The sequence below is a fragment of the Paenibacillus sp. F411 genome, from assembly GCF_017582705.1.
In the GTDB taxonomy this organism is placed as follows: Bacteria; Bacillota; Bacilli; order Paenibacillales; family Paenibacillaceae; genus Paenibacillus_AQ; species Paenibacillus_AQ algicola.
Window position 1 is genome coordinate 1 of the sequence record NZ_JAGFIP010000003.1, and the last position, 23,952, is coordinate 23,952.

Here is a 23,952-nt window from a genome sequence, read left to right on the forward strand (position 1 = left end):
TGTTCCAAAATACTGTTAACCATTCTTCAAAGTTTGGTAAAGTTTTGACAATGACATTAGTAGCCTGGCTAATGAACCCTAGTCTATACTCATGATTATAAATTCCATCCTCACAGATAAAGACCCAATGATGATTTGAACTTTCTCCTGCATCGAACATGGTTAAGGATATAAGACGATTTGAGTCGATCAACTCACCCGTCTCACGAATCAAGATTTGATCAGGCAAATCAGGCAGAATCACTTTGGTTTGGCATAACCTTCCACAAGGTGATTCATTAGAAACCCCACCAATTGGTTCAATATCGAGTAGAAATATACCATTTGAAAACTCAGTTAGAAAAACAAGTAATGAAGATGGTAAATTCACCCCTAAGTTGTCTTCTATAACTGTAATGTCTTCATAGTTTCTGAGCTCAAATCTATCAACATCGGGAAACTTTTTATTAAACTGATTTATAAACTCTCTAATCATAAACACAATCACGATCCCTTTATATGTTTTGACATTTACTTTCTTGGTGCAAACTGCCCTACCTCAATAAAATCTGCCATGAATTCTGAAAGCTCGAGGAAAACATCACTCCCTCGTGACATCAGCACCTGAACTCCTTCATACTCAGCTTCCAGCTGCTTTTTTACGCCTAATGCGATTTTTAACACGATGTCTTTTTCTCGCAGTCCATTTGCCACTGCCCCTGGGTCTTTACCGCCATGATCTGCATCGATCCATACCTTCTTCATCCTTGATCGACTCCGATCTTGGTTTGTTTAACGACCTGGTGGCCAAACACGGCAAAGGCACCTGCAAGAATGCCTTGAATCACTGATTCCACGCTTCAGCCAATGATCCCAATGATAAAAAGGACAGCCATCAATAGAACAATATAAACAATGGACGAGTCTGACATTAAGCTCTTTTTTCTTTTTCTTCATTAGCTAAGCGTTAGCTAATTATAAGAATAAAAAGTAAAATAAATCGAGTAGGAGGAGGCGCCTAGCCTCCGTCCTCTCACACCACCGTACATGCGGGTCCGCATACGGCGGTTCCAAAAGGTTAACAAAGCTCCAAATAACGAGAAAGCAAACTTTTCAGCCCTTTCGCTTCCCAATAGGAAGTTGGAAGGGCGTTGTTTGTGTTTCGAGACATTTCCCACGCTCCGCGTCTGGAGTTAGCCATGACAAAACATGCCCATTCTGGGACACCGAGTGCCCGGAGTTCTCGGATACGAGTACGTACCCGTTTCCATGGCTTCCAGAGACACATACGTAACCTGCGCCGAATCCACTGGTCGAATTTCTCGCAGTGACCTTTTGCTGAGGCTAGCCGGAAATAGCCAATCCAGCCGATGAGATAGCGGTTTAGTTGCATAATCCGGTTTTCCATAGACATCGATCGCGTTCGGTTCGTCAGCTCTCGCACCTTCTCTTTGAATCGCGAGATGGTTTGTGGCGCTAATCGAATCGTCGCTTTCTTGTCCCTCAGGAAACTGAATCCGAGGAACTTACGGTTCCAAGGGCGATCTACCGCGCTTTTCTCTCGATTCACTTTCAGTTTCAGCTTCCCTTCTACGAAGCGTGTTACCGAATCCATGACGCGTTCTCCCGCACGTTTACTCGCAACGAATATATTGCAGTCGTTCGCATAGCGGACGAATCGCAATCCTCGTTCGGATAGTTCTTTGTCCAAGTCGCAAGTCGTCCAGCAGAATGTTCGCTAAGAGCGGGCTCAATGGTCCGCCCTGCGGCGTACCCTCTCCCGTTTTCTCGAGCACGTCATTTGCCATAACTCCTGCATTTAGGTAGGCACGAATGAGCTTCAACACATATTTGTCCGTCACTTTCCTTGCCACCCTTGCCATGAGCATGTCGTGGTTTACTCGGTCAAAAAACTTCGCTAAGTCCAGGTCTACGACCCAGCGGAAGCCTTCTTGGATGTAATGTTGAGCTTGCTTTACCGCGTCATGCGCTCGCTTCCCAGGGCGAAAGCCGTAGCTATGCCTTGAGAAGTCCGCGTCGAAGATCGGGTTCATCACTTGCAACAGGGCTTGTTGATGAAAGCGGTCCATCACGGTCGGGATGCCAAGCAGCCTCACGCCGCCTCCGGGTTTGGGGATTTCCACCCGTTTGACGGGCATGGGTCTGTAGGTTCCCGCAAGGAGCTCGGTCTTCACCGTCTCCCAATGTGTTTTCAGGTAAGCTTGTAGATTCGCTACCATTACGCTGTCCACGCCGGGCGCTCCTCCGCTCTGTACCACTCGCTTGTAGGCGAGCCTGAGGTTATCTCCTCTGAGCATTCGTTCTAACAAGTCGTTATTCGCTTCGCGAGAGGGAGGGGCGACTTGTGCCGACGAAGAACTCGGCGCTCCGACATACCCTGACGGCTTCACCGCTTCTCTTTGCCACGAGCTCTCTTGCGAGATTTCCTGCTGTCTTTGCTCTTCATGCGAACGCATCGGTTTCCTCTCTCCTTTCAGTTCAGCCCTTCCGGTTTCCGGCGTCCCGTACTCCCGTACTATGGCCTCTGCTGACTCCTGCGGATTCAGCACGGCTTCTCAGCCGCGGTTACGAAGTAACTTCGCGTATTCCGCAGGCCTCCCCAGATAAGAACGTCATCTTTCTGCCCGCGACCACCTAAGTCTACAGCGCCAGCCCTTGGCGGCTTTGGATTTCGTCTTGGTGTGGAGACTCATCCGGCTGTCACTGCCTCAAATTAGGTTCGTGTACCTTGGTCCGTGCATTTGCCTCCGGCTTCCTTCAGATTCCGCCTCGCGGTGGACACCCTTGCCCTTGGTTATGGTAGGCGCTCGCCAGCTCCCGTTCGGGACTTTCACCCTAAAGATAACGCCCATGCTGGGCGTAAACAGCAAAAAACCCTTGCAGCGCAAGGGTTTTTCAATAAGTGCGCCCTGAGGGACTCGAATCCCCGACCAGTCGGTTATGAGCCGACCGCTCTAACCAACTGATTTAAGGGAAACGTTAATTTCGGTTTTAATAGGTTTAATTTCCCTTTATTTACCAGGTTTATCTCTCCTACGGGCTTAGCACGTTTTAATGAGTTTATGACCAACTCTGTGATCATTTTTATGATGCCACCTTGATCAGAAAGATTTGTCTAATCTATATGTAAGTTTTTTTGAAACCCGGAACTCGAACGATTGGATTTAAGGCTTGCTTCACTGTCTTACTATTTTTCATTAAAACTGAACAGACACTATTTCTTCAATCTTTATCCACCGCCATTCATTTGAACCTGTGGCCAACTTGATTTCACGTCTAAATGTATGGATGATAACGACCCGTTCCATCTCATTCCACATCCTCATATTTATAAAATAAACGAATCTTCACCTTTCTGCGTCTGTGATATGACTCAGCCAGAGCTTTTTCAATCAATTCTATCTCTTGCGTATCAAGATTTATTTTCCTTCATTCCTCTTACTAGTTGCTATTAAATGATACACCCTTCTAAGCAATATACAGTAAAAAAATGCTAGAATGGCATCTTATGACGTTTTTATGTTGTTCAAGTCAGTATCTACCATCCTCTTAATAACCATTTTAATAAGTTAACTATAAGGTTAATAGCATAAATTGTGATTAACATTATTAAGGAAGCCCATAGTATTTGTTTAACACTCATTTTTTTCTTACTGTTAAATATTCCAAACAAAAGAACGAAGGTCAGCACAGTTGCAATAACAACATAGTCAGGAAGCATTTTGATCTCAAGGAAGTCAAACATCACTTACTCCTCTCAATATATCAAAGGAACACCCAAATAGGTGTTCCTTTCGAGTAACTTAAACGCATTTACTATGTTATCAAAATACTGTCCAAGTATTATATTGGACACTTCCACTTTTATCAATAACAAATCTTACTCTATAGTGCCAAGTATTATCCTTTCCAGAAATGCTGACATACACAATAACCTCCTTAGACCCAGATTTAGTAAGATTCGTTTTCATGATCTCCGACATTCTCATGCATCAATGCTCCTTAATAATGGAGTAAATCCAAAAATAGGTGCCGAGAGGTTAGGACATAGTAGCGTTCAGATTTATCTCGACCGTTATTCTCATCTCCTCCCCAACATGCAAAGAGATGCAGTGGACCTTGTAGAATAAAAGATAAAAGATGCTATAAAATTAGCTCATTAAATGTTATGTGACCATTTATGTGACCAAATTAAAAAATCAGGAGTAAAACGGTATTCATTTACTTTCCCCATCAACCCCCATAGACAGCAAAAAACCCTTGCAGCGCAAGGGTTTTTCAATAAGTGGGCCCTGAGGGACTCGAACCCCCGACCAGTCGGTTATGAGCCGACCGCTCTAACCAACTGAGCTAAGGGCCCTGATCATATACCAAATCCTATAAGTACATTATCAAGTAAGAACATTGGTTGCGGGGGCAGGATTTGAACCTGCGGCCTTCGGGTTATGAGCCCGACGAGCTACCGAGCTGCTCCACCCCGCGTCATTAAAAAATCAAACAGCGACAATAAATAATATACATGATCTCGCAGCAGCAAGTCAAGTCTGAAATTCTGGAATTCACAGTGTGGCCTCGGGTTATCTTTGCCAGTTATGAATTTAAGGAAGATATCGGACTCCATATTTGCCCTTTCGAGAGCGGTACACTTCAACGGCCCGAGGATCGCCATAGCCAAACAGCCAGGCATCCTGCTCCAACCGCTTGGCGAAGCAGCCTGCCTGGAATTTGGTGGTATACAGCTTGCCATAATAAACCCAGTTCATTGGTATCATCTCCCTTTGAGCATGTCTAACGCAGTGTCGTTAGTATGCCCAAAGAGCCCGATTACATGCCAGGCTCACCCTGATCTTTCTTCAGCATCACAAGCTTCCATAGATCGTAATTTATTTATCATCCGGAGACTTTACCGCAGAGGCCTCTTTTCTGTCATCCCTATCCGGATCATCAGCGGTACCGTTAAGCTCCGGTTCAGCAGCAGAAGCTGCAGAACTCCGGGAGTCCGGCTCAAGAAAGCCGTAATAAAGAATGCGCATCATTTGCTCCCCCACAGCATTAGGGCTTCCCAATCCTTCATACCAGGGTACTCGTGCAGAGTATTCTTTGATGAAGCTAAGAAAGGCCACGAGAATATGGGGAGAAATATCCTTACGGATCTGCCCTTTTTGCTGACCTTTAAAAATCAGAAGCTGCAGCTCAGGAAGCACCTTTTGTTGATGAAAAGACAGCATTTTGTCCATCTGCTCCGGAAATTTTGCCAGATCCGATACGAATGGCTCACTGACGGCCGGAGAGAAGCGTTCCTGCTCTTGATACAGCCTCGTAAATGCTTCCAGAGGGTCCTTCGCCTCATCCAGCAGCTCCTGAAGCTGAGCCCAGGACTCTGCTATCAGTAAATCCACAACCTGATCCAGGAGGCCTTCTTTACTCTGAAAATGATTATATACCGTCATCTTCGACACCGGTACAGCTTCAGCAATCTCCTCCATGCTTGTCTGCATGATGCCTTGGGATAGAAATAGAGACTTGCCGGCCTCCAGCATCGCTTTTCGTTTCGCAGTGGTCATCTACGGAATATCCTTTCTCTGCAGCAGCGCAACACCCACGACCAGCCCGGCAGCATACAGGCCTAACGGCACCAGCCACCCTGCCGCGCCCAGTCCCCCGCCGCTGACGATATCTGTTGCATCCACCAGCTGATACGGAGAGAGCAGTGCGATCAGCTCCATCCATTCGCTACTCCCGGACAGCATATCCAGGAAAAAAGCCAGTACAGCCACCCCGCACGCAATCCCCACAGCCGTCCGATCGGAAGCAAACCACGAGGTCAGCATATACCCAATCCCCATAAAGCACAGCACGAGCAAGTAGCCCGACCACAGCAGCAAAAGCACTTGGTCCCATGAAAGCTCCCCCGATGCCTTGCTGTAAAGAAGCGCCAGCAAAACGCCGCTGCCTGCAATATACACCAGGCTCATATAAATCCAGTGCGCTGCCGCTTTGGACCAGAATATACCCGAACGACGGTAAGGAAGCGTGAACAGGTATTCACCTGTGCCGCGATCCTTCTCCTTGGCAATGCTTCCCGCAGCCCAGGCAGCAGCAAATGAAGATAAAATCACGATGAAATATGGAAACACCTGTGTCGCCAAATACCCCTGCAGCGTGCGGAAGCTTTCGACATCCAGACCAAAGGCCTGAACCAATCCCGGCGGCATGCTTCCCAGCAGTCGCTCCATTTCGGGATTATCCACGAATGCATCTGCCTTAGCCAGCAGCAGCAGAATGAAGACGACCGTTACCCCAAGACACGTAAAAAAAGCACGTCGATTCTGCCGCAGCTCATGAGAAACAATGTTCCAGCTCACGCTTCTTCCCCCTCTTCATTACGTGCCCTGTAATCGTCCATGAACAGCTCCTCCAGCGTCGGCCGGCGAATTTCCAGATCCTGCACCGGCAATCCCGACAACGCGGCAAGCAGCGAAGACAGCTTCGGTCCTGATGCCTCCAGCGTATGATATATGCCGTCAAACTGTATTTGAGCATCCAGCTCCTTTAGCGGCAAGGTCTCCCTCTGATCTCCCGGGGTATCAAATTGCACGGAGACCCGGTGTGTACGACCAGAAGACAGCTCTTCAAGCCGATTGACCCGCAGCAGCTGTCCTTCCTTAATAAAAGCAACCCGCTCACAAAGCTTCTCCACCTCAGATAACACATGCGTCGAGAAAAAAATAGTCATGCCCTCCTGACGGTTCAGCTCTGACAGCAATTGAAACAGCTCTCGCTGGATCAGCGGATCCAGTCCAGAGGTTGGCTCATCCAGGATAAGCAGCTCGGGCTGATGAAGCAGGGATAGGATGATACCGAGCTTCTTCCGATTACCCAATGAGTAAGATTTCATTTTCAAATCCGGATTCCACTGCAGCCGTTCTGCGTAATTCATAGCTGGTGTATCCTTGAGCCTCCGCCCGTAGGCCCGGGCAGTGAGCTCCAGCGCCTGCTTTCCCGTCATTTGGGGATAAAGCATTACTTCAGACGGCAGATAGCCTATACGCTTGCGCAGCTCCGGCTTTTCTCGATCCAGAGCCTCTCCCAGCACCTGCAGGGATCCGGATGTCGGATGAATCAGCTGCATGAGCATACGGATGGTTGTAGACTTTCCAGCTCCGTTGGGGCCAATAAACCCGAAGATTTCCCCTTGCCGCACCTCCATATTCAGTCCCGTAACCCCGATCCGTTGTCCATATTGCTTGCTGAGGCCTACCGCTTCAATGGCGAGCATAACCACACCTCTTTTATACTTTTATTTGACTTATAGTCTAATTATATGTTAATACAAAGCTATAATTCAATATATTTTATACTTATGATCATAGTAATATAAAAATTACGAGTCATCAGTGCCACTCCTCCACCTACATCCACGCAAAAAAAGACCGAAGCTCAAAGCCGCCCCTCAGGCAGCCGTCTTCGGTCTTTGTCATATAGCTCCAGTTAAGTAAAAATGCGCTACTGCTTCTGGCCGTAGGCAGCCGGATTGGCTCTAAAGGATTGCAGCAGCTCCAGATCTTCCTTCTGGATTACACCCTTTTCGAGAGCTACTTCGGTCAACGCCGTGTAGTTAGAAAGGCTTTGCAGCGGCACACCCGCTTCCTCAAACGCCTTCTCGGCCTTGTCCAGCTGATAGCTGAAAATCGCCAGGACGCTTTGAACCTGTGCACCGGCCTCCTCTACAGCCTTCGCCGCTTTAATAGAGCTTCCCCCGGTGGAGATTAGATCCTCAATTACGATGGCCTTCTGACCCGGCTTGATCTGTCCTTCGATCAGATTCTCCTTGCCATGGCCCTTGGCCTTATCGCGGATATAGGCCATAGGCAGATTCAGCTTCTGGGCAACCCAGGCAGCATGAGGAATGCCAGCTGTTGCCGTGCCTGCAATGACGTCCGTGTCCGGAAACTGCTCCCGAATGATCGCCGCAAAGCTCTCCGCTATGAAGTCCCGAACTTGTGGATGAGACATGGTCAGCCGGTTATCGCAATAAATCGGAGATTGAATGCCGGATGTCCAGGTGAAGGGCTGATGCGGACGCAGGGCGACAGCTTCGATCTCCAGCAAATACGATGCGATTTGCTGAGGTACTCCGTTCAAGGTATTCATGTCAACATCATCTCCTCTATAATTTGCTCTGCAGCTTCCCTCGGATTCTGTGCAGCTGTAATCGGACGTCCCACCACCAGATAATGGCTGCCGCGGGCAATCGCTTGTCCAGGGGTAAGCACGCGGGACTGATCGCCAATACCGCTGCCGGCAGGACGGATACCTGGGATCACGGTCTGAAACTGCGGACCGCACGCCGCTGCAATAGCTGTCACTTCGAGAGAAGAAGCTACCACACCGTGAAGGCCTGCCTGCTGCGCCATTTGAGCATAACGAACAACCGCATCCTCTACAGTTCCGGAAACGCCAATCTCCTCATTCATCATCTGCTGACTCGTGCTGGTGAGCTGAGTGACCGCTATGATGGAGGGCATGACAAGGCCCGGGGTTTCCGCAACGGCTGCTTCGGCCCCGTCCTTGGCTGCTTCCATCATCTGCACGCCCCCGGCTGCGTGCACATTAAACATGTCCACACCCAGACGCGTTACGCTATGCGAGCCGCCCTTTACAGTGTTGGGAATATCATGCATCTTTACGTCCAGAAAAACACGGTAACCCCTAGCTTTCAACGCCCGGACAAAATCAGGTCCCGCCGCATAAAAAAGCTGCATACCTACCTTCATATAGCACGGGATGCCTTCCAGCTGACGGATCAAATCAGATGCTTGGGAAGCATCCGCATAATCCAGGGCCACCATCAGGCGGCCCGCCATGGATTCATAACCGGTATTCATGAAATTCCTCCCTCTTTTTACTGTAGAACCGGCATCGCTTCCGAAGTGAAGTTAATTGTCTCCAGCATCGTCAGCAGCTCACGTACAGTATCCAGAGAGGTCATGCATACGACTCCGTTCTCAACCGCTTCACGGCGGATTCGGAATCCGTCACGCTCCGGAGTCTTGCCTTTGGTCAAGGTGTTGAAGACAAAGTTCGCTTCACCTGTCCGGATCATATCCAAAATGTTCGGTGCACCCTCAGACAGCTTGTTGATCGTCGTTACATCCAGCCCTGCTTCCTGCAGCGCCTTCGCAGTACCGCCTGTCGCGAGAATTTTGTAGCCCAGCTTGTGGAAGCCCTTCAGCAGTTCAGTCGCCTCCGCTTTATCCTTGTCGGCAATCGTCGCTACAATGGCTCCTGTGGAAGGAATCTTCATGCCTGCACCGATCAGACCTTTGTAAAGTGCTTTGGCATATTTCACGTCACGGCCCATAACCTCACCCGTGGATTTCATTTCCGGACCCAGGGTTGGCTCAACACGGCGCAGCTTCGCGAAGGAGAATACCGGTACCTTTACCGATACATACTCGCTCTCTGGCCACATGCCTTCCTGATAGCCCAGATCCTTCAGCTTGCTTCCCAGAATCGCCTGGGTTGCGAGATTCGCCATCGGGATTCCCGTCACCTTGCTCAGGAATGGAACCGTCCGGGAAGAACGAGGATTTACCTCAATCACGTACACCTCATCCTTGTAGATAACAAACTGGATGTTGACGAGTCCGTAGGTTTGCAGTTCCTTCGCAATCTTGATCGTAATCTCCGTAATCTTGTCCTTCAGCTGCTGGCTCAGATACTGCGGCGGGTATACAGCGATGGAGTCGCCGGAGTGAACCCCTGCCCGTTCCACATGCTCCATGATACCCGGAATCAGAACGGTCTCTCCGTCACAGATCGCATCCACTTCCACTTCTTTGCCCAGCATGTAGCGGTCAATCAATACCGGATGCTCCGGATTAATCTTGACAGCCTGCTCCATATATCCAAGCAGCTCGCTGTCGGAGTAGACGATTTCCATCGCGCGTCCGCCAAGAACGTAGGACGGTCTTACCAGTACCGGATAGCCCAGCGACTGCGCAGTGCCTACCGCTTCATCCACCGAGGTCACGGTGCTGCCCTGCGGCTGTGCAATGTTCAGACGGGAGAGCAGCGCTTCGAACTTCTTGCGGTTCTCCGCCTCATCAATGCTGGCAAGACTCGTACCCAGAATGTTAACGCCTGCTTTTGCGAGCGGCGCAGCCAGGTTGATCGCCGTTTGACCCCCGAACTGGACAATAACGCCGATTGGCTTCTCCTGCTCGATCACATTCATGACATCCTCGAAGAACAGCGGCTCAAAGTACAGTCTGTCAGATGTACTGAAGTCCGTCGATACGGTCTCCGGGTTGTTGTTAATAATCACCGCTTCATAGCCGGCTTTTTGAATAGCCCATACGGCATGGACGGTCGAGTAGTCGAACTCGATGCCCTGTCCGATACGGATCGGTCCTGATCCCAGCACGACAATCTTCTCTTTGGCAGAGCCGATCACTTCATTTTCGGTTTCATACGTAGAGTAGTAGTACGGCGTGGACGCTTCAAACTCGGCCGCACAGGTGTCTACCATTTTGTATACCGGACGAAGTCCGTGCTCATGACGCAGGAAGCGAATGGACTCTTCCGTTGTGTGGGAGGACGCCCCGCCTTCTGTGCGAAGCTCGGCGATTGCGCGGTCGGTAAAGCCCATGCGCTTGGCTTCGTACAGTGTTTCATAAGTCAGCGATGCTTCGCTGCGGATGTGCTCCTCATACTTGATAATGCCCTCCAGCTTGTCAAGGAACCACCAGTCGATATGGGTAAGGTCCTGAATTTGCTGCAGTCCGTAGCCGCGGCGGAACGCCTCGGCAACCAGGAACATCCGCTCATCATCCGGCTTGATCAGGCGCTGCTGCAGAACTTCCTCGCTCAGAGAAGCAGCCTCCTTCAGATGAATGCGGTGCACGCCGATTTCAAGGGAACGAACCGCTTTGTGCATCGACTCTTCAAACGTCCGGCCAATCGCCATAACCTCGCCGGTGGCCTTCATTTGCGTGCCCAGCTTACGGTTGGCCGAAGTGAACTTGTCGAACGGCCAGCGTGGAATTTTGCTGACGATGTAATCCAGGGTTGGCTCAAAGCAAGCGTAGGTTTGGCCTGTAACCGGATTGACAAGCTCATCCAGCGTGTAGCCCATCGCAATCTTCGCTGCCATTTTGGCAATCGGGTAGCCTGTCGCTTTGGATGCAAGCGCAGAAGAGCGGCTTACCCGCGGATTTACCTCGATAACATAGTATTGATAGCTGTTTGGATCCAGCGCAAACTGCACATTACATCCGCCTTCAATATTGAGGGCACGAATAATTTTCAAGGATGCCGATCTCAGCATCTGGTATTCACGGTCGGACAGCGTCTGGCTCGGTGCCACAACGATACTGTCTCCGGTGTGTACGCCTACAGGGTCAAAGTTCTCCATGTTACACACGACGATACAGTTATCGTTCGCGTCCCGCATAACCTCGTACTCTACTTCTTTCATGCCGGCGATGCTCTTCTCGACGAGACACTGGTTGATCGGGCTGTAGCGGATGCCGGAGGATACGGTCTCACGCAGCTCCTCCTCATTCGCACAAATACCGCCGCCGGTGCCGCCCAGGGTGTATGCCGGACGCACAATCAGCGGGTAGCCGATTTCATCGGCGAAATCCAGCGCTTCCTGCAGAGTAGTTACGATCGTGCTCTCTGGAACCGGCTGCTCCAGCTCATGCATAAGTGCACGGAACAGATCACGGTCCTCCGCCTTCTCAATAGAGTTCAGCTGGGTTCCGAGCAGCTTCACGTTCTCCTGCTCCAGAATGCCGGCACGAGCAAGCTCTACCGCCATGTTCAGGCCCGTCTGGCCGCCAAGCGTCGGAAGCAGTCCATCCGGACGCTCCTGGCGGATAATCTGTGTTACAAAATCCAGCGTAATGGGCTCAATGTATACTTTGTCAGCCATATTGGTATCGGTCATGATGGTGGCCGGGTTGCTGTTAATCAGGACAACCTCGACGCCTTCTTCCTTCAAGGCCTCGCAAGCCTGGGTACCGGCATAGTCAAATTCTGCAGCCTGACCGATAACGATCGGGCCAGAGCCAATAACCAGAATTTTTTTGAGTTGTTCGTTTTTAGGCATATTAGCGAGCTCCTTTCACGGCTGCAGCGAGTTCCGCCTGGCGCGGCTTGCGAATTTCATTGGTTTTATGCTGACGAATCATTTCCAGGAAATCATCGAAGAGGTAGCTGCTGTCATGAGGACCTGGCGCAGCTTCCGGATGATACTGTACGGAGAATGCCGGATACTTCTTATGCTTCAGGCCTTCTACGGTTTTGTCATTGTTGTTGATATGAGTTACTTCAAGATCAGTGCTTGCCACAGAATCCTCTTTCACTGTGTAGCCATGGTTCTGCGAAGTGATGTAGCAGCGGTCTGTCGCCAGTTCTTTCACCGGATGGTTGCCGCCGCGATGGCCAAACTTCAGCTTCTCGGTGTCTGCACCGGAAGCCAGCGCGAATAGCTGGTGACCCAGGCAGATGCCGAAGATCGGGTATTCTCCGAGCAATTCCTTAATCATATCCACGGCATATGGAACATCTTTCGGGTCCCCAGGACCGTTGGACAGCTGGATGCCGTCCGGATGAAGGCGGCGGATTTCATCAGCCGTGGTATCATGCGGAACCACGATCACGTCACAGCCGCGGGCAGTCAGCTCACGCAGAATGCCGCTTTTTGCGCCGAAGTCAACCAGAACGATCCGTTCTTTTTGACCCGGACTGGTGAACATTTGCGGAGTTGAAGTACGCGCAACCTGGTTGCGCAGCTGTGGAATCGACGTGTCTGCCATCATCTCCATCAGCTCTTCGACTGATTTGCTTGACGTGGTCAGAATTCCCTTCATCGTACCATGGTGGCGGATGATTCGGGTCAGCATACGGGTGTCAATGCCGCTGATGCCGGGGATACCATACTCTTTAAGCAGGCTGTCCACGCTGTATTCTGCACGCCAGTTGCTTGGAACAGGCTCATGCCGGCGGACGACAAAGCCGTGTACAAAAGGACGGATGCTTTCAAAGTCATCCCGTGTAATCCCGTAGTTGCCAATCAAAGGATACGTCATGGTCACGATCTGACCGCAGTAGGACGGGTCGGAAAGCACCTCCTGATATCCGGTAATCCCTGTGTTAAATACGACTTCGCCAGTCATTTCAGCATCTGCGCCGAAGGATTTGCCGTTGAACAGCGTTCCATCCTCCAGTAACAATCTAGCCTGTGCCTGCATTCCATTCACTCCTGTCATCTATATGTTAAATAATTTATAATGTCAAACGCCTAAATGTGACTGAGCTGGACTCTTTTTATGAGTATTTCAGCTCTCCATCCACCCAAGTCATTACCGGCCAGCCCTTGAGCTTCCAGCCCGTAAACGGGGTGTTGCGGCCCTTGGTTGCAAAGGCTGCAGGGTCAACCGCCTGCTCCAGATCCAGATCAATCATCGTGATGTCTGCAGGTGCCCCCGGCTTCAGCACTCCGCTGTTCAAGCCGAATACACGTGCAGGATCACTGGTCATTCGCTGAATGAGAAACTCCAGGGTCCATTGACCGGTTTCGACGAACTTGGTGTACAGCAGCGGAAACGCGGTTTCAAACCCGACGATTCCGAATGGAGCCAGCTCCATCCCTTTCGCCTTCTCCTCTTCACTATGAGGAGCATGGTCGGTCACAATCATGTCAATGGTACCGTCCAGCAGGCCCTCAATGCATGCCTGTACATCCCGCGGCGATCTCAGCGGCGGGTTCATCTTCCAGTTGGCGTCCAGCCCGGGAATGTCCTCATCGGACAACACCAGATGATGCGGACATACCTCTGCGGTTACCTTGATTCCAATAGCCTTGGCCTGGCGGATCAGGCGAACCGACTGCTCTGTGCTGACATGGCACACATGGTAGTGTACTCCTGTCGCTTCTGCGAGCAAAATATCACGGCCGACATGAATCGCTTCCGATTCGTTCGGAATTCCTTTCAGTCCGTGGCGCTCTGCAAAAGCCCCTTCGGTCACACATGCACCCTTGACGAGCGAGTCGTCTTCGCAGTGCGCGATAACCGGCATGCCCAGAGACACCGCCTTTTTCATCGCGTTCTTCATCATCTGTGCGTTCTGCACACCCACGCCGTCATCCGTAAAGCCGATCGCTCCCGCTTCCTTCAACGCTTCAAAATCGGTAAGCTCCCGGCCCAGCTCGTTGACTGTAATGGCGGCGTAAGGCAGCACCTTGGCAAGCCCGGCTTGCTTCGCCTTCTCCAGAATGAGGGATACCGTCTCCGCCGTATCCGTAACCGGCTTGGTGTTCGGCATGCAGGCAATTGTCGTAAAGCCGCCTTTCACAGCGGAACGACTGCCGCTTTCAATCGTTTCCTTATGCTCAAAGCCCGGCTCTCTCAAGTGAACATGCATATCAATGAATCCCGGGGCTACCAGCCTTCCTGCTGCATCCACGATTTCAGCCTGCTCACCCTGCTGGGGAAGCTCTTGATCGCCGTTCATCATGGCTTGAATTTGTCCGTTCTCGATTACAATGTGCTGGAGCTGAAGCTGTCCCTCTTCGTTGATCACCTTGGCGTTCTTAATTATTTGTAGCACGTTTAGGTTCCCCTCCGCTGGAGAAGCGCGACCGCTTCTTGTATATTGTATAATAATAATTCAGTTTTGTGTATATTTATTAATTTTGTCCCTGAAAAAAATATTCCTGCTGCTAATCCCTCATCGCCCGTTCCATGACCGCCATGCGCACTGGCACGCCGTGTGCCATCTGTCTGAAGATGTAAGAGCGGTCACATTCAACAACGGCATCGTCAATTTCCACGTTCCGGTTAACTGGAGCCGGATGCATAATAATGGTATGTCCCGATAAGGAGGCTGCCCGTTCCTCGGTTAGACCGTATTGCTCGCGGTATTCCTCACTGGACTGAAACAATCCGCCGCTATGCCGCTCCAGCTGCACTCGCAGCATCATGACGACATCCGCCTTCAAGGCTTCTTCCATACTTACATAAGGAGCATGCTCGGCAAGCTCCGGAGCCGACATCACGGACGGGGCGCAGAACTGCACCTTCGCTCCGAGCTTCTGTAGTGCCCAGAGATTGGATCTGGCGACCCGGCTATGCTTAATATCTCCGATAATGGACACCGTCAAGCCCTGCAGCTCGCCGAACACTTTGCGCATCGTGTATAAATCCAGCAGCGCCTGCGTCGGATGCTCGTTGTTTCCGTCTCCCGCATTAATCAGTGGAATCTTCACTCGCTGCGCCAGCTCCTGCAGCACGCCGGACGGCTTCAGTCTGACCACACCTGCATCCACGCCCATGGACTCCAGCGTGCGTACTGTATCGTAAATGGATTCACCCTTCTCGACACTGGAGGCCGCTGCGGTGAAGTTCATCACCTGAACACCCAGCCTCTTCTGCGCCATTTCAAAAGAGAATCTCGTTCTTGTACTGTTCTCAAAAAACATGTTGACAGCAAACTTTTTGTTCAGAATCGGCACCAGCTTCTCGCTTTGCTGCTCCCAATATGAGGCCCGGTCAAGAATCGCCAGAATGTCCTCGCGGCTCAGATGCTTTAATCCCAGCAGGCTGCGCTCCTGGATCGCGGTTGCGGTACTCATCATTATCGTTCCTCTCTCTGTGAGATGGTGACCTCGTCCTTGCCGTCATACTCCTGAAGCGCTGCCGTAATTTCTTCGTGCTTGGAGGTCGGCACATTCTTGCCGATGTAGTCCGGCCGGATCGGCAGCTCGCGGTGACCGCGATCTGCAAGAACAGCCAATTGAATCATCCGCGGCCGCCCGCAGTCCATCAGCGCGTCCAGCGCGGCCCGGATCGTGCGGCCGGTATATAGCACGTCATCGAACAGGATGACTTTTTTGTCGTGGACATTAATCTTCTCTTCCGATGATGACATCAGCACTTCCTCACACGGCTTCGGAGTCGTTCCGTCCCGGTCATCCCGATAAGAGGTTACATCAATCTCACCCCAAGGAATCGGCGTACCTTCAATCTCTTCAATTCGTTCTGCAATCCGCTTGGCCAAAAATACACCTCGGGTCCGAATACCGATCAGAACGCAGTCTTCAATGCCCTTGTTCTTCTCCAGGATCTCATGCGCAATTCTTGTCAGGGCGCGGCGGATTGCCGTTTCATCCATAATCACATGCTGCTCACTGCTCATGGGTTACCCTCCTTCTAGCTTGATTAGCGCCTGGTGTCAGTGTCCGCGGATACAAAAAACTCCTTGCCGCAAAGGCAAGGAGTATATGATATACACGTAGAGATTCCGATAAGTCTCTTGCTGTCCGCAGACAAATAGAGCTTACCCTGTAATGAACCTCGGTTCACGTTACCTTGCCAGCCTCACGGGACTGATTTAAAGGTGCTATTCGATTACTTGAAGTATGACAGGTCTCACAAGGAATGTCAATGTTAAAATTCAAACTCCACATCACTCAGACGCTTCTGGATTTCCTCAATGACCCGCTTCTCATCTTCAATGCCGTTCGCAATGAAGGTCACGGAGAAACGCACGAAGCTTCCAGCATCATCCCAAGGCACCGTGGAGATCAGCTTCTCGCGAATCAGGTACTGGGAGAAATCCTCACCGGAGGCAAAGCGGGCGCCGCCCTTGATGCCTTTCGGTGCTTCAACATACAGGAAGAAGGAGCCCTTCGGCTTCTCCGCCTTGAACCCAAGCCCATTCAAAGCATCAACCAGCATATTGTGGCGGCGGGAATATTTCTCGGCGATTTTCTCGGTAATCTCCGGATGGTCCAGCCCCCACGCTGCCGCCTTTTGAATGGCGATAAATTGCCCTGAATCGTTGTTATCCTTCACATCACCAAAAGCCTTCACAATAAGCGGGTTCCCAGCGACGAATCCGATCCGCCAGCCGGTCATGTTGTAGGATTTGGACAGGGAGTGAAGCTCGATCCCTACATCCTTCGCTCCGGGAACAGACAGAAAGCTCAGTGGCTTCAAGCCGTCATAGGTCAGTGCTGCGTAAGGTGCGTCATGAACGACAACGACATTGAACTTACGGGCCCACGCCACTACCTCTGTGAAGAACTCAACGGTAGCGCTGGCACCGGTTGGGTTATTGGGATAGTTCAGGTACAGCAGCTTCGCGCGCTTCGCGATCTCTTCAGGAATTGCAGTCAGGTCCGGAAGGAAGCCGTTCTCCTTCTTCAGCTCTACCGTGTAAACGTCTCCGCCCAAGTACTTCGTATGTGTTCCGAGTACCGGGTAGCCCGGCACCGTCATAATTGTGACATCGCCCGGATTAATAAAAGCTGAAGGAAGCATCGCCAGAGCAGGCTTGGAGCCGATGGAGTGCAGCACCTCGGTCTCCGCATCCAATCCTTCCACATTAAACACTCGGCTCAGGTAACGAACGGCAGCTTCTTTGAATTCAGGAATCCCGTTGTCGGCATACCCCCGGTTCTCTGGCTTCGCCGCTTCTTCAGCCAGCTTGCTGATAATGCCGCGGTCTGCCATCTCATCCGGCTCACCAACGCCCATATCGATCAGTTCTACGTCCGGGAAAGCTTTTTTGGCGGCTGCCTTGGCACGCTTGATCTTCTCGAATTTATAGATGGATGTGTCTTTTCCGTAATTTGCTCCGCCAATGCGGTCAGCGAAGTTATTCTGGATATATGTTTCCTGATATTGTTCAATATTCATAATTTGCATTCATCTCCTAGATTATCATTTGTTCCATTCCTTCATATTGAAGCAAAACCGCAGAATGAGCCATGTATAAATCATCAAATGATTTGTACTTTTGCGGACAAGAAAATAAAGGCATTACGCAGAAAAAAACTGCTAGCGGCTCCGGAGTGCCGTTAACAGTTCTTCCATATCGCGGGGCAGCGGAGCCGTAAACTCCATATATTGCCCTGATCGGGGATGCAGGAAGCCAAGCACCGCAGCATGCAGAGCCTGTCCGTTCATCTTAATGCCCTTGCTTCGCCCGTATACGGGATCACCGACCAATGGATGTCCGATATATTTCATATGCACACGAATCTGATGCGTCCGGCCCGTTTCGAGCTTGAGCTCCACCAGATTGTAGTCACCAAGCCGCTCCACCACAGAGAAGTGGGTTACAGCATGCTTGCTGTTCTTATCTGTAACTACATACAGCTTCCGGTCTTGCGAATCTCTGCCAATCGGAGCATCAATCGTGCCCTGATCATGGCTGATATTACCGTGGACTACAGCAAGATAGCGCCGGGTCACACTGTGCTCCTTCAGCTGTGCAGCCAGTGAAGCATGTGCCTGATCATTCTTCGCCGCCATAATGAGGCCGGAGGTGTCCTTGTCAATACGGTGAACAATTCCGGGTCTCAGCTCTCCATTGATGCCTGATAAATCCTGACAGTGATACATCAGGGCATTGACCAATGTGCCCGACGGATGTCCCGCTGCCGGGTGCACAACCATACCGCGCGGCTTGTTCACCACGATGACATCTGAATCCTCATAGCTGACCTCCAGCTTGATATTCTCCGGCACAATTTCAACCGGCTGCACCTCAGGCACCGTAAGCACCACATGATCGTCTGCTGCCAGCTTATAGTTGGATTTCACCGGCTTGCCGTTGACGAGTATATGGGCATCCGTAATCCACAGCTGAATTTGTGAACGAGATGCCGTGCCTGTCAGCTCCTCGGCAAGAAATTTATCTAATCGCAGCTTGGCCTGCTTCTCCGACATCTGCCACTCCTGCACGCGTTCCTCCAGCTCATCAGCCGGCTGTCTGCTCTCATCTGCAATATATTGGTTATGCTCCATCATTAGGATTGTCCTTCCTGATTTGTGCTCGAAGAAGACGATTGCTGGGCTTCCTGCTCCCGCTTGCCCTCCATAAATGTATCGAGGAGAATCAGCCCTACACCGATTACAATACAGGAGTCCGCAATGTTAAAGATTGGGAAGGTGTATGATCCGAAATTGAATTGAAGGAAATCAACAACCTCACCCATTACAAGCCGGTCGATAAAATTGCCAAGCGCACCGCCCAGCACCAAAGAAAGAGCTACGGGCAGCAGCCTGCGCCCTTCGGATTTCACTTTTTGCATATACCAGATAATTCCGATCACAACCAGCGAGGTAACCACGATAAAGAACCACAGCTGATTCTGCAAAATACCAAACGCAGCGCCGCGATTTCGGCTGGACGTAATTAAGAAAAAGTCGCCAATGACGGGAATTTGCTCTCCCAGCGCCAGACGGCTAGCGATCAAATATTTCGTTCCCTGATCGATAAGGAACACAATTAAGGCAATCAAATAATACATCACAGCAGCTTGTCACTCCGATCTTCTCTCGTCACTCTAAAACTCTGCCTTCACCGGGCAGAACTCGTCTTATTGTAGCACAGCGTATTTGAAACCGTCCATTCCTGCCCAAGTAAACGTACATTTTCCGCCTGTAAAAACCTCGCTCTCCGTGCAACCTATAAGCAAATACACCGCCTTAGGGCTTGAAGGGAGAGTGTAGCTATGCCGCATCTCAGCAATGCCCAGCTTCAGGAGCTTCGCAGCCAGCTTCTAGAACGCAAGCAAGAGCTGGAGCGATTGAACGCCAGCCATAATCATGGTCTTAGCATTTCGGAAAGGGATACTACCGGAGAGCTGTCCCATATCGATAACCATCCCGGGGATTTGGCTACAGAGCTCTATGAGCGTGAAAAGGACCTTGGCCTTCAAGATCGTGCCGAGCTGGAGCTCGAGCGCGTCATGACTTCCCTTGAGCACATGGAGGACGGCACATACGGGATCTGTGTCATTTGCAGGCAGCCGATTCCGTTTCAGCGTCTGCAGGCCGTTCCAGACACCCAGTATTGCAAAGATGATTCTCCCCGCAATATGCCATCACAGCGCCGTCCAGTCGAAGAGCAGGTGCTTTATCCGCCTTTTGGAAGATCCAGTCTCGATGAGCACGAATACTCCGGATTTGACGGTGAGGATACACTGCAAACTCTCGAGAGTATGGGCAGCTCCAATACACCGGCGATGGCAGAAGATCGCGAGGTGCACAGCTATAACGACATGGATTATGAAGAAAATGATGATCTTGGCGGATTTGTTGAGCTTTACGAGAACTTTGTTGCGACCAATATAGACGGCACCGAAACCTTTGTGGTACGCGGACCTCATTACGACAGCTATATAGAACAAGGTGAAGGAAGCTACCTGCTGGATCCCGGCAGCCGGGAAGACGCTGACTATGAATGACAAGCCTGTCCTGCCTGCTTTATCGCAGCTCCAGCTGGCGCTGAACAATCTGCACAATATCTGCGATATAATCCCCAACAATCGGAAGATTTAAGGCACCCAGTGCCTGAAGCAGATAAATAATCGTCGCCGCAAAAAAAGTAAATCCAATCGCAATCCCGATCCCCCGGGCTGTACCGGCAAGCAGGTTTAAGCCTACCAGCTTCCAGGGGCGGTGCAGCAGCTGCGTATATTCCTGAATCCGGGATTTCTCCAGCTGCTGCGCCATGCTTACGGTCAGCTGGTACATCCGGCTGACCTTTTCTTCTTCCGTGTTCAGGGACGCCTCATGCGCCGGAGCTGCACCGGTTTCTGTCCTTTCCGCCACGACCTGTTCCCCCTTGTCGCTTTCATATCCTACCTATTATGTGACAGGAGCCGCATTGGCATTCTTCAAGGCTTCTTCCACCAAAAAAAGAGCTGTTCTGCAGCCGGAGATAACTCGTCTCCGGCTGTCAAGAACAGCTCCTTCGTTAGGGTGATCACCTTCACCAGCAGTTAGGCCATGTGAATGCCTACGCTTTTACCGCCGAGCTCTACCCGCTCCATCTCGGCTTCAGTACCAAAGGACACGCCCGTAACAAGGACATTTTCCTGCAATACGTCCTGGAATGCCGTAATGGCAGCCTGCAGCACCGGATCGCATTCCAGCGTCAGCTTCACACGCTTCTCAATGGGCAGATCGAGCTTCTTGCGCGTATCCTGAATTGCACGCACAACCTCACGCACCCAGCCCTCCTGCTCCAGCTCTGGCGTAATATCGGTGTTGAGCGCTACCGTCAGGCCATAGCCGGAAGCAGATGCAAAGCCTTCCTTCGCCTGCTTCTCCACCAGCAGCTCCTCTGCAGTCAGATTCAGCTCCTGCCCATCCGGTGACGTCACGTTCACTCCGCCGTTCTGCACAACGGTCCGCGTTTCGTCCGGATTCATTCCTTTCAGGAAGCCCTGCAGAAAGCCGACATTCTTGCCATACTTCTTGCCGGCAGCCTTGAGGTTCAGCTTCAGTGTGAAATCAACAAAGCCGCTATCGCTGGTTTCAACCACAATGCTCTTCACATTGATCTCGTCCTTGATGATCGCCTCGTAATCCGCCAGATGGAACTCGCGGTCCATGGAAATGATCAGCTCCGAGAGAGGCTGACGTGTCTTGATCGCCGTCTCGTTACGCACATTCCGGGCTAATTCTACGATTTGGCGAGCCGATTCCATATCCTGCTCCAGCGTCTTGTCAATCATAGACTCATCGGCTGCAGGGAAGTCGGCCAGATGGACACTTTCGCCGCCGCCCAGGTTCACGAAGATATCCTCGGCAAGCATTGGCGTAAACGGCGCCATGACTTTGGACAAGGTTACAAGAACATAAGTCAGGGTGCCGTAAGCAGCCAGCTTATCCTCACCCAGGCCGCTGCCCCAGAAACGATCGCGCGAACGACGGATATACCAGTTACTCAGCTCATCCACATAAGCCTCAATCGCTTTGGCAGCATTCAGGAAGTCATTGACCGCCAAGCCTTTATCCACGGTTTGGATCAGGCTGTTCAACCGGGACAGAATCCATCGGTCCAGCTTGTGGTCCGAGCCCTTGAACTCATGCTCTGCCGGGTTATATCCATCGATGCCTGCATACAAGGTCAGGAATGCATGTGTATTCACCAGTGTATCAATGACCTTGGACTTGGCTTCACCGACGATGCCTCTGGAGAACCGCTTGCTGTTCCAAGGTGCACTGTCGGCTAGCAGCGCCCAGCGGAAAGCGTCCGTACCGTATTCGTCAATGATCTCCCATGGGTCAATGACATTTCCTTTGGATTTGGACATTTTCTGTCCGTTCTCATCCAGGATATGCCCGGTCGCCATCACCGCCTTGTACGGGGCTTTGCCCGTGAACAGCGTGGATACCGCCAGCAGGCTGTAGAACCAGCCACGAGTCTGATCAATCCCTTCGCAGATCATGTCTGCCGGGTACTGATTCTGGAACAGGCTGTCTTCCTTGAACGGATAATGATATTGGGCAAACGGCATGGAGCCGGAATCAAACCAGACATCAATAACCTCTGACGTACGCTCCATCACTTCTTCACAGTGAGGACACTTTACCTTGACCGCATCCACGTAGGGCTTGTGCAGCTCCAGATCCTCCGGCACGTCTCCAACGGCATGCTCTCGAAGCTCGGAGAGACTATGAGGAACGAACTGATGCTTGCCGGACGGGCAAACCCATACATTCAGCGGAGTTCCCCAGTAACGGTTCCGGCTGATGTTCCAGTCCACCAGATCCTCCAGAAATTTACCAAAGCGTCCGTCACGCACATGACCAGGGTACCAGGTTACTGAATTGTTGTTCTCAATCAGCTGATCCTTGACTGCGGTGGTCTCGATAAACCAGCTTTCCATCGCATAGTACAATAGCGGAGATTTACAGCGCCAGCAGAACGGATAGCTGTGCTCGTACTTTTCCTTGCTGTAGAGCAGGCCCTGCTCGGACAGAGCTTTTACAATGTCAAGATCGCAGTCCTTCACGAAGCGGCCCGCGAAATCCGTCACCTCTTCGGTGTAACGGCCCTGCGCATTGACCACGTTAACAAAGCTGATGCCATGCTCCCGACAAGTACGGTAATCATCCTCCCCATGCGCCGGTGCCATATGCACAATACCGGTTCCGCTTGCATCCGTCACGAAGGAGGCGCCTACGATGATATTGCCTTTTTCCGGCTTGACGTACGTAAATGGAGGGGTATAGCTCTTGCCCACCAGCTCAGACCCTTTCACGGTCGAGAGCACCGTGTAATCGCCCTTCATCACTGCTTCCACCAAATTCTTCGCAACGATGTAAATACCGTCTTCCTGCTCGACACGGGCATAATCCATATCCGGGTTCACGGCCAGGGCAACGTGGGAAGGCAGTGTCCAAGGCGTCGTCGTCCAGGCCAGCACATATTCGCCGCTGTCCTGAAGCTTGAACTTCGCAGTCGCGCTGAGGTCCTTCACATCCTCGTATCCTTGTGCGACTTCGTGAGAGCTTAGAGTCGTCTGGCAGTCCGGACAATACGGGCTGACCCGGTGTCCCCGGTACAAGAGGCCCTTGTCATGAATGGTAGCCAGGATGTTCCATACACTCTCAATGTATTCATTCTGCAGGGTGATGTAAGGATCGTCGAGATCCGTCCAGTATCCGATCGCTTCGGTCAGCTCCCGCCATTTATGCTCATATTCAAACACGCTTGCCTTACATTTCTTAATGAAATCTTCGACGCCGTAATTCTCGATTTCATGCTTGCCGGAAATTCCCAGCTGCTTCTGAACCCCTAGCTCCACCGGCAGGCCATGCGTATCCCAGCCCGCTTTGCGGATCACCTTGTAGCCCTTCATCGTTTGATAGCGGCCGACAAAATCCTTGATGACCCGGCCCAGCACATGCCCGATATGGGGGGCTCCGTTGGCCGTCGGAGGACCTTCATAGAAGACGTAATGCGGCTTACCTTCACGGTTCGTGATGGATTTCTTGAAGATGTCTTCCTTATTCCATTTCTCCAGAATCCGGAGCTCCCGGCTCCTCGCTCTTTCCTTCACATCCACTTTGTTCATACGTGTCGTTCTTCCTTTCCTTGTGCAGGTTAAATTTCCATGTGTATTCCAGCAGA

At 51.2% G+C, this 23,952-nt stretch carries 20 protein-coding genes, 2 tRNA genes and 3 pseudogenes; 3 read left to right on the plus strand and 22 right to left on the minus strand.

The genetic code is table 11. From position 1 onward, the window contains the following. The 4 genes and pseudogenes from JJQ72_RS04130 to ltrA form a co-directional block, all read right to left on the minus strand. On the minus strand, positions 1-475 hold a 475-nt coding region (locus JJQ72_RS04130), incomplete at its 3' end, for an SMI1/KNR4 family protein (protein ID WP_243895879.1). Between the two features lie 83 nt (positions 476-558). Next, positions 559-744, minus strand: a pseudogene (locus tag JJQ72_RS04135) (N-acetylmuramoyl-L-alanine amidase family protein); the annotation flags it as partial. After that, positions 741-836, minus strand: coding sequence for a phage holin family protein (locus JJQ72_RS20420; protein ID WP_347880718.1), 96 nt, complete (start codon positions 834-836; stop codon positions 741-743). The pseudogene JJQ72_RS04135 and the gene JJQ72_RS20420, both read right to left, overlap by 4 nt. 221 nt (positions 837-1,057) lie before the next feature. After that, positions 1,058-2,456 (minus strand): annotated as a pseudogene (gene ltrA / locus JJQ72_RS04140) (group II intron reverse transcriptase/maturase). On the opposite strand from ltrA, the gene JJQ72_RS04145 reads away from it, so the two are divergent. Then, positions 2,345-2,638 carry a hypothetical protein gene (locus JJQ72_RS04145; RefSeq protein WP_208203014.1) on the plus strand — a complete coding sequence of 98 codons (294 nt, stop codon included), beginning with the start codon at positions 2,345-2,347 and terminating at the stop codon, positions 2,636-2,638. The pseudogene ltrA and the gene JJQ72_RS04145 overlap by 112 nt on opposite strands. 1,318 nt (positions 2,639-3,956) lie before the next feature. Further along, positions 3,957-4,130 (plus strand): annotated as a pseudogene (locus JJQ72_RS20425) (tyrosine-type recombinase/integrase); the annotation flags it as partial. 156 nt (positions 4,131-4,286) lie between these two features. Here the strand turns inward: JJQ72_RS20425 and JJQ72_RS04155 are convergent. From JJQ72_RS04155 to lspA, 16 genes are all read right to left on the minus strand, one after another. Continuing rightward, positions 4,287-4,360: transfer RNA gene (locus JJQ72_RS04155), tRNA-Ile, on the minus strand. A 45-nt stretch (positions 4,361-4,405) separates the two neighbouring features. Continuing rightward, positions 4,406-4,482 (minus strand) — tRNA-Met (locus tag JJQ72_RS04160). Between the two features lie 116 nt (positions 4,483-4,598). After that, positions 4,599-4,763, minus strand: a complete 165-nt coding sequence (locus JJQ72_RS04165) for a hypothetical protein (protein ID WP_175415243.1) — start codon at positions 4,761-4,763, stop codon at positions 4,599-4,601. 120 nt (positions 4,764-4,883) lie between these two features. After that, positions 4,884-5,564, minus strand: coding sequence for a TetR/AcrR family transcriptional regulator (locus JJQ72_RS04170; protein ID WP_208202888.1), 681 nt, complete (start codon positions 5,562-5,564; stop codon positions 4,884-4,886). Continuing rightward, positions 5,565-6,365, minus strand: coding sequence for an ABC transporter permease subunit (locus JJQ72_RS04175; RefSeq protein WP_138225323.1), 801 nt, complete (start codon positions 6,363-6,365; stop codon positions 5,565-5,567). It abuts the gene before it with no gap. Further along, positions 6,362-7,279, minus strand: a complete 918-nt coding sequence (locus JJQ72_RS04180; RefSeq protein ID WP_208202889.1) for an ABC transporter ATP-binding protein — start codon at positions 7,277-7,279, stop codon at positions 6,362-6,364. The genes JJQ72_RS04175 and JJQ72_RS04180 overlap by 4 nt, the downstream gene beginning before the upstream one ends. A 227-nt stretch (positions 7,280-7,506) precedes the next feature. After that, positions 7,507-8,154: an orotate phosphoribosyltransferase gene (gene pyrE / locus JJQ72_RS04185; protein ID WP_138225321.1), complete on the minus strand. Its 648-nt coding sequence runs from the start codon at positions 8,152-8,154 to the stop codon at positions 7,507-7,509. Further along, complete coding sequence (gene pyrF, locus JJQ72_RS04190) at positions 8,151-8,888, minus strand: orotidine-5'-phosphate decarboxylase (RefSeq protein WP_208202890.1); 738 nt, start codon at positions 8,886-8,888, stop codon at positions 8,151-8,153. The genes pyrE and pyrF overlap by 4 nt, the downstream gene beginning before the upstream one ends. 17 nt (positions 8,889-8,905) lie before the next feature. Then, the gene (gene carB / locus JJQ72_RS04195) at positions 8,906-12,118 is read right to left on the minus strand and encodes a carbamoyl-phosphate synthase large subunit (RefSeq protein ID WP_138225319.1); all 3,213 of its coding nucleotides are present in this window, start codon (positions 12,116-12,118) and stop codon (positions 8,906-8,908) included. 1 nt (position 12,119) lies between these two features. Next, the gene (carA, locus tag JJQ72_RS04200; RefSeq protein WP_138225318.1) at positions 12,120-13,262 is read right to left on the minus strand and encodes a glutamine-hydrolyzing carbamoyl-phosphate synthase small subunit; all 1,143 of its coding nucleotides are present in this window, start codon (positions 13,260-13,262) and stop codon (positions 12,120-12,122) included. Positions 13,263-13,338: 76 nt separating this feature from the next. Then, positions 13,339-14,622 (minus strand): dihydroorotase, encoded by a 1,284-nt coding sequence (locus tag JJQ72_RS04205; protein ID WP_138225317.1) that lies wholly within the window; start codon positions 14,620-14,622, stop codon positions 13,339-13,341. A gap of 112 nt (positions 14,623-14,734) precedes the next feature. Beyond that, complete coding sequence (locus tag JJQ72_RS04210) at positions 14,735-15,646, minus strand: aspartate carbamoyltransferase catalytic subunit (protein WP_481856822.1); 912 nt, start codon at positions 15,644-15,646, stop codon at positions 14,735-14,737. Between the two features lie 2 nt (positions 15,647-15,648). Beyond that, a complete protein-coding gene (gene pyrR, locus JJQ72_RS04215) occupies positions 15,649-16,209 on the minus strand; it encodes a bifunctional pyr operon transcriptional regulator/uracil phosphoribosyltransferase PyrR (protein WP_138225315.1) in 561 nt (186 codons plus the stop codon). A gap of 251 nt (positions 16,210-16,460) precedes the next feature. Further along, complete coding sequence (locus JJQ72_RS04220; RefSeq protein ID WP_208202892.1) at positions 16,461-17,714, minus strand: LL-diaminopimelate aminotransferase; 1,254 nt, start codon at positions 17,712-17,714, stop codon at positions 16,461-16,463. A gap of 141 nt (positions 17,715-17,855) precedes the next feature. Further along, positions 17,856-18,830, minus strand: coding sequence for an RluA family pseudouridine synthase (locus tag JJQ72_RS04225; RefSeq protein WP_481856821.1), 975 nt, complete (start codon positions 18,828-18,830; stop codon positions 17,856-17,858). Then, the gene (lspA, locus tag JJQ72_RS04230) at positions 18,830-19,336 is read right to left on the minus strand and encodes a signal peptidase II (protein WP_138225312.1); all 507 of its coding nucleotides are present in this window, start codon (positions 19,334-19,336) and stop codon (positions 18,830-18,832) included. Before lspA ends, JJQ72_RS04225 begins: the two co-directional genes overlap by 1 nt. 201 nt (positions 19,337-19,537) lie before the next feature. Here lspA and JJQ72_RS04235 point away from each other — a divergent pair, with 201 nt between their 5' ends. After that, positions 19,538-20,272 carry a TraR/DksA C4-type zinc finger protein gene (locus JJQ72_RS04235; RefSeq protein WP_208202893.1) on the plus strand — a complete coding sequence of 245 codons (735 nt, stop codon included), beginning with the start codon at positions 19,538-19,540 and terminating at the stop codon, positions 20,270-20,272. Between the two features lie 19 nt (positions 20,273-20,291). Here JJQ72_RS04235 and JJQ72_RS04240 read toward each other — a convergent pair whose 3' ends face one another. Beyond that, positions 20,292-20,591, minus strand: a complete 300-nt coding sequence (locus tag JJQ72_RS04240) for a DUF5665 domain-containing protein (protein WP_243895882.1) — start codon at positions 20,589-20,591, stop codon at positions 20,292-20,294. Between the two features lie 218 nt (positions 20,592-20,809). Further along, positions 20,810-23,896 carry an isoleucine--tRNA ligase gene (ileS, locus tag JJQ72_RS04245; RefSeq protein ID WP_208202894.1) on the minus strand — a complete coding sequence of 1,029 codons (3,087 nt, stop codon included), beginning with the start codon at positions 23,894-23,896 and terminating at the stop codon, positions 20,810-20,812. Positions 23,897-23,952 lie beyond the last annotated feature (56 nt).

Excerpts from the sequence above, each read along its gene's own strand:
- JJQ72_RS04165 (WP_175415243.1), bottom strand. The coding sequence starts at position 4,763 with ATGAACTGGGTTTATTATGGCAAGCTGTATACCACCAAATTCCAGGCA.
- JJQ72_RS04170 (WP_208202888.1), bottom strand. The coding sequence starts at position 5,564 with ATGACCACTGCGAAACGAAAAGCGATGCTGGAGGCCGGCAAGTCTCTA.
- JJQ72_RS04180 (WP_208202889.1), bottom strand. The coding sequence starts at position 7,279 with ATGCTCGCCATTGAAGCGGTAGGCCTCAGCAAGCAATATGGACAACGG.
- pyrE (WP_138225321.1), bottom strand. The coding sequence starts at position 8,154 with ATGAATACCTTGAACGGAGTACCTCAGCAAATCGCATCGTATTTGCTG.
- pyrF (WP_208202890.1), bottom strand. The coding sequence starts at position 8,888 with ATGAATACCGGTTATGAATCCATGGCGGGCCGCCTGATGGTGGCCCTG.
- carB (WP_138225319.1), bottom strand. The coding sequence starts at position 12,118 with ATGCCTAAAAACGAACAACTCAAAAAAATTCTGGTTATTGGCTCTGGC.
- carA (WP_138225318.1), bottom strand. The coding sequence starts at position 13,262 with ATGCAGGCACAGGCTAGATTGTTACTGGAGGATGGAACGCTGTTCAAC.
- JJQ72_RS04210 (WP_481856822.1), bottom strand. The coding sequence starts at position 15,646 with ATGAGTACCGCAACCGCGATCCAGGAGCGCAGCCTGCTGGGATTAAAG.
- pyrR (WP_138225315.1), bottom strand. The coding sequence starts at position 16,209 with ATGAGCAGTGAGCAGCATGTGATTATGGATGAAACGGCAATCCGCCGC.
- JJQ72_RS04220 (WP_208202892.1), bottom strand. The coding sequence starts at position 17,714 with ATGAATATTGAACAATATCAGGAAACATATATCCAGAATAACTTCGCT.
- JJQ72_RS04225 (WP_481856821.1), bottom strand. The coding sequence starts at position 18,830 with ATGATGGAGCATAACCAATATATTGCAGATGAGAGCAGACAGCCGGCT.
- JJQ72_RS04235 (WP_208202893.1), top strand. The coding sequence starts at position 19,538 with ATGCCGCATCTCAGCAATGCCCAGCTTCAGGAGCTTCGCAGCCAGCTT.
- ileS (WP_208202894.1), bottom strand. The coding sequence starts at position 23,896 with ATGAACAAAGTGGATGTGAAGGAAAGAGCGAGGAGCCGGGAGCTCCGG.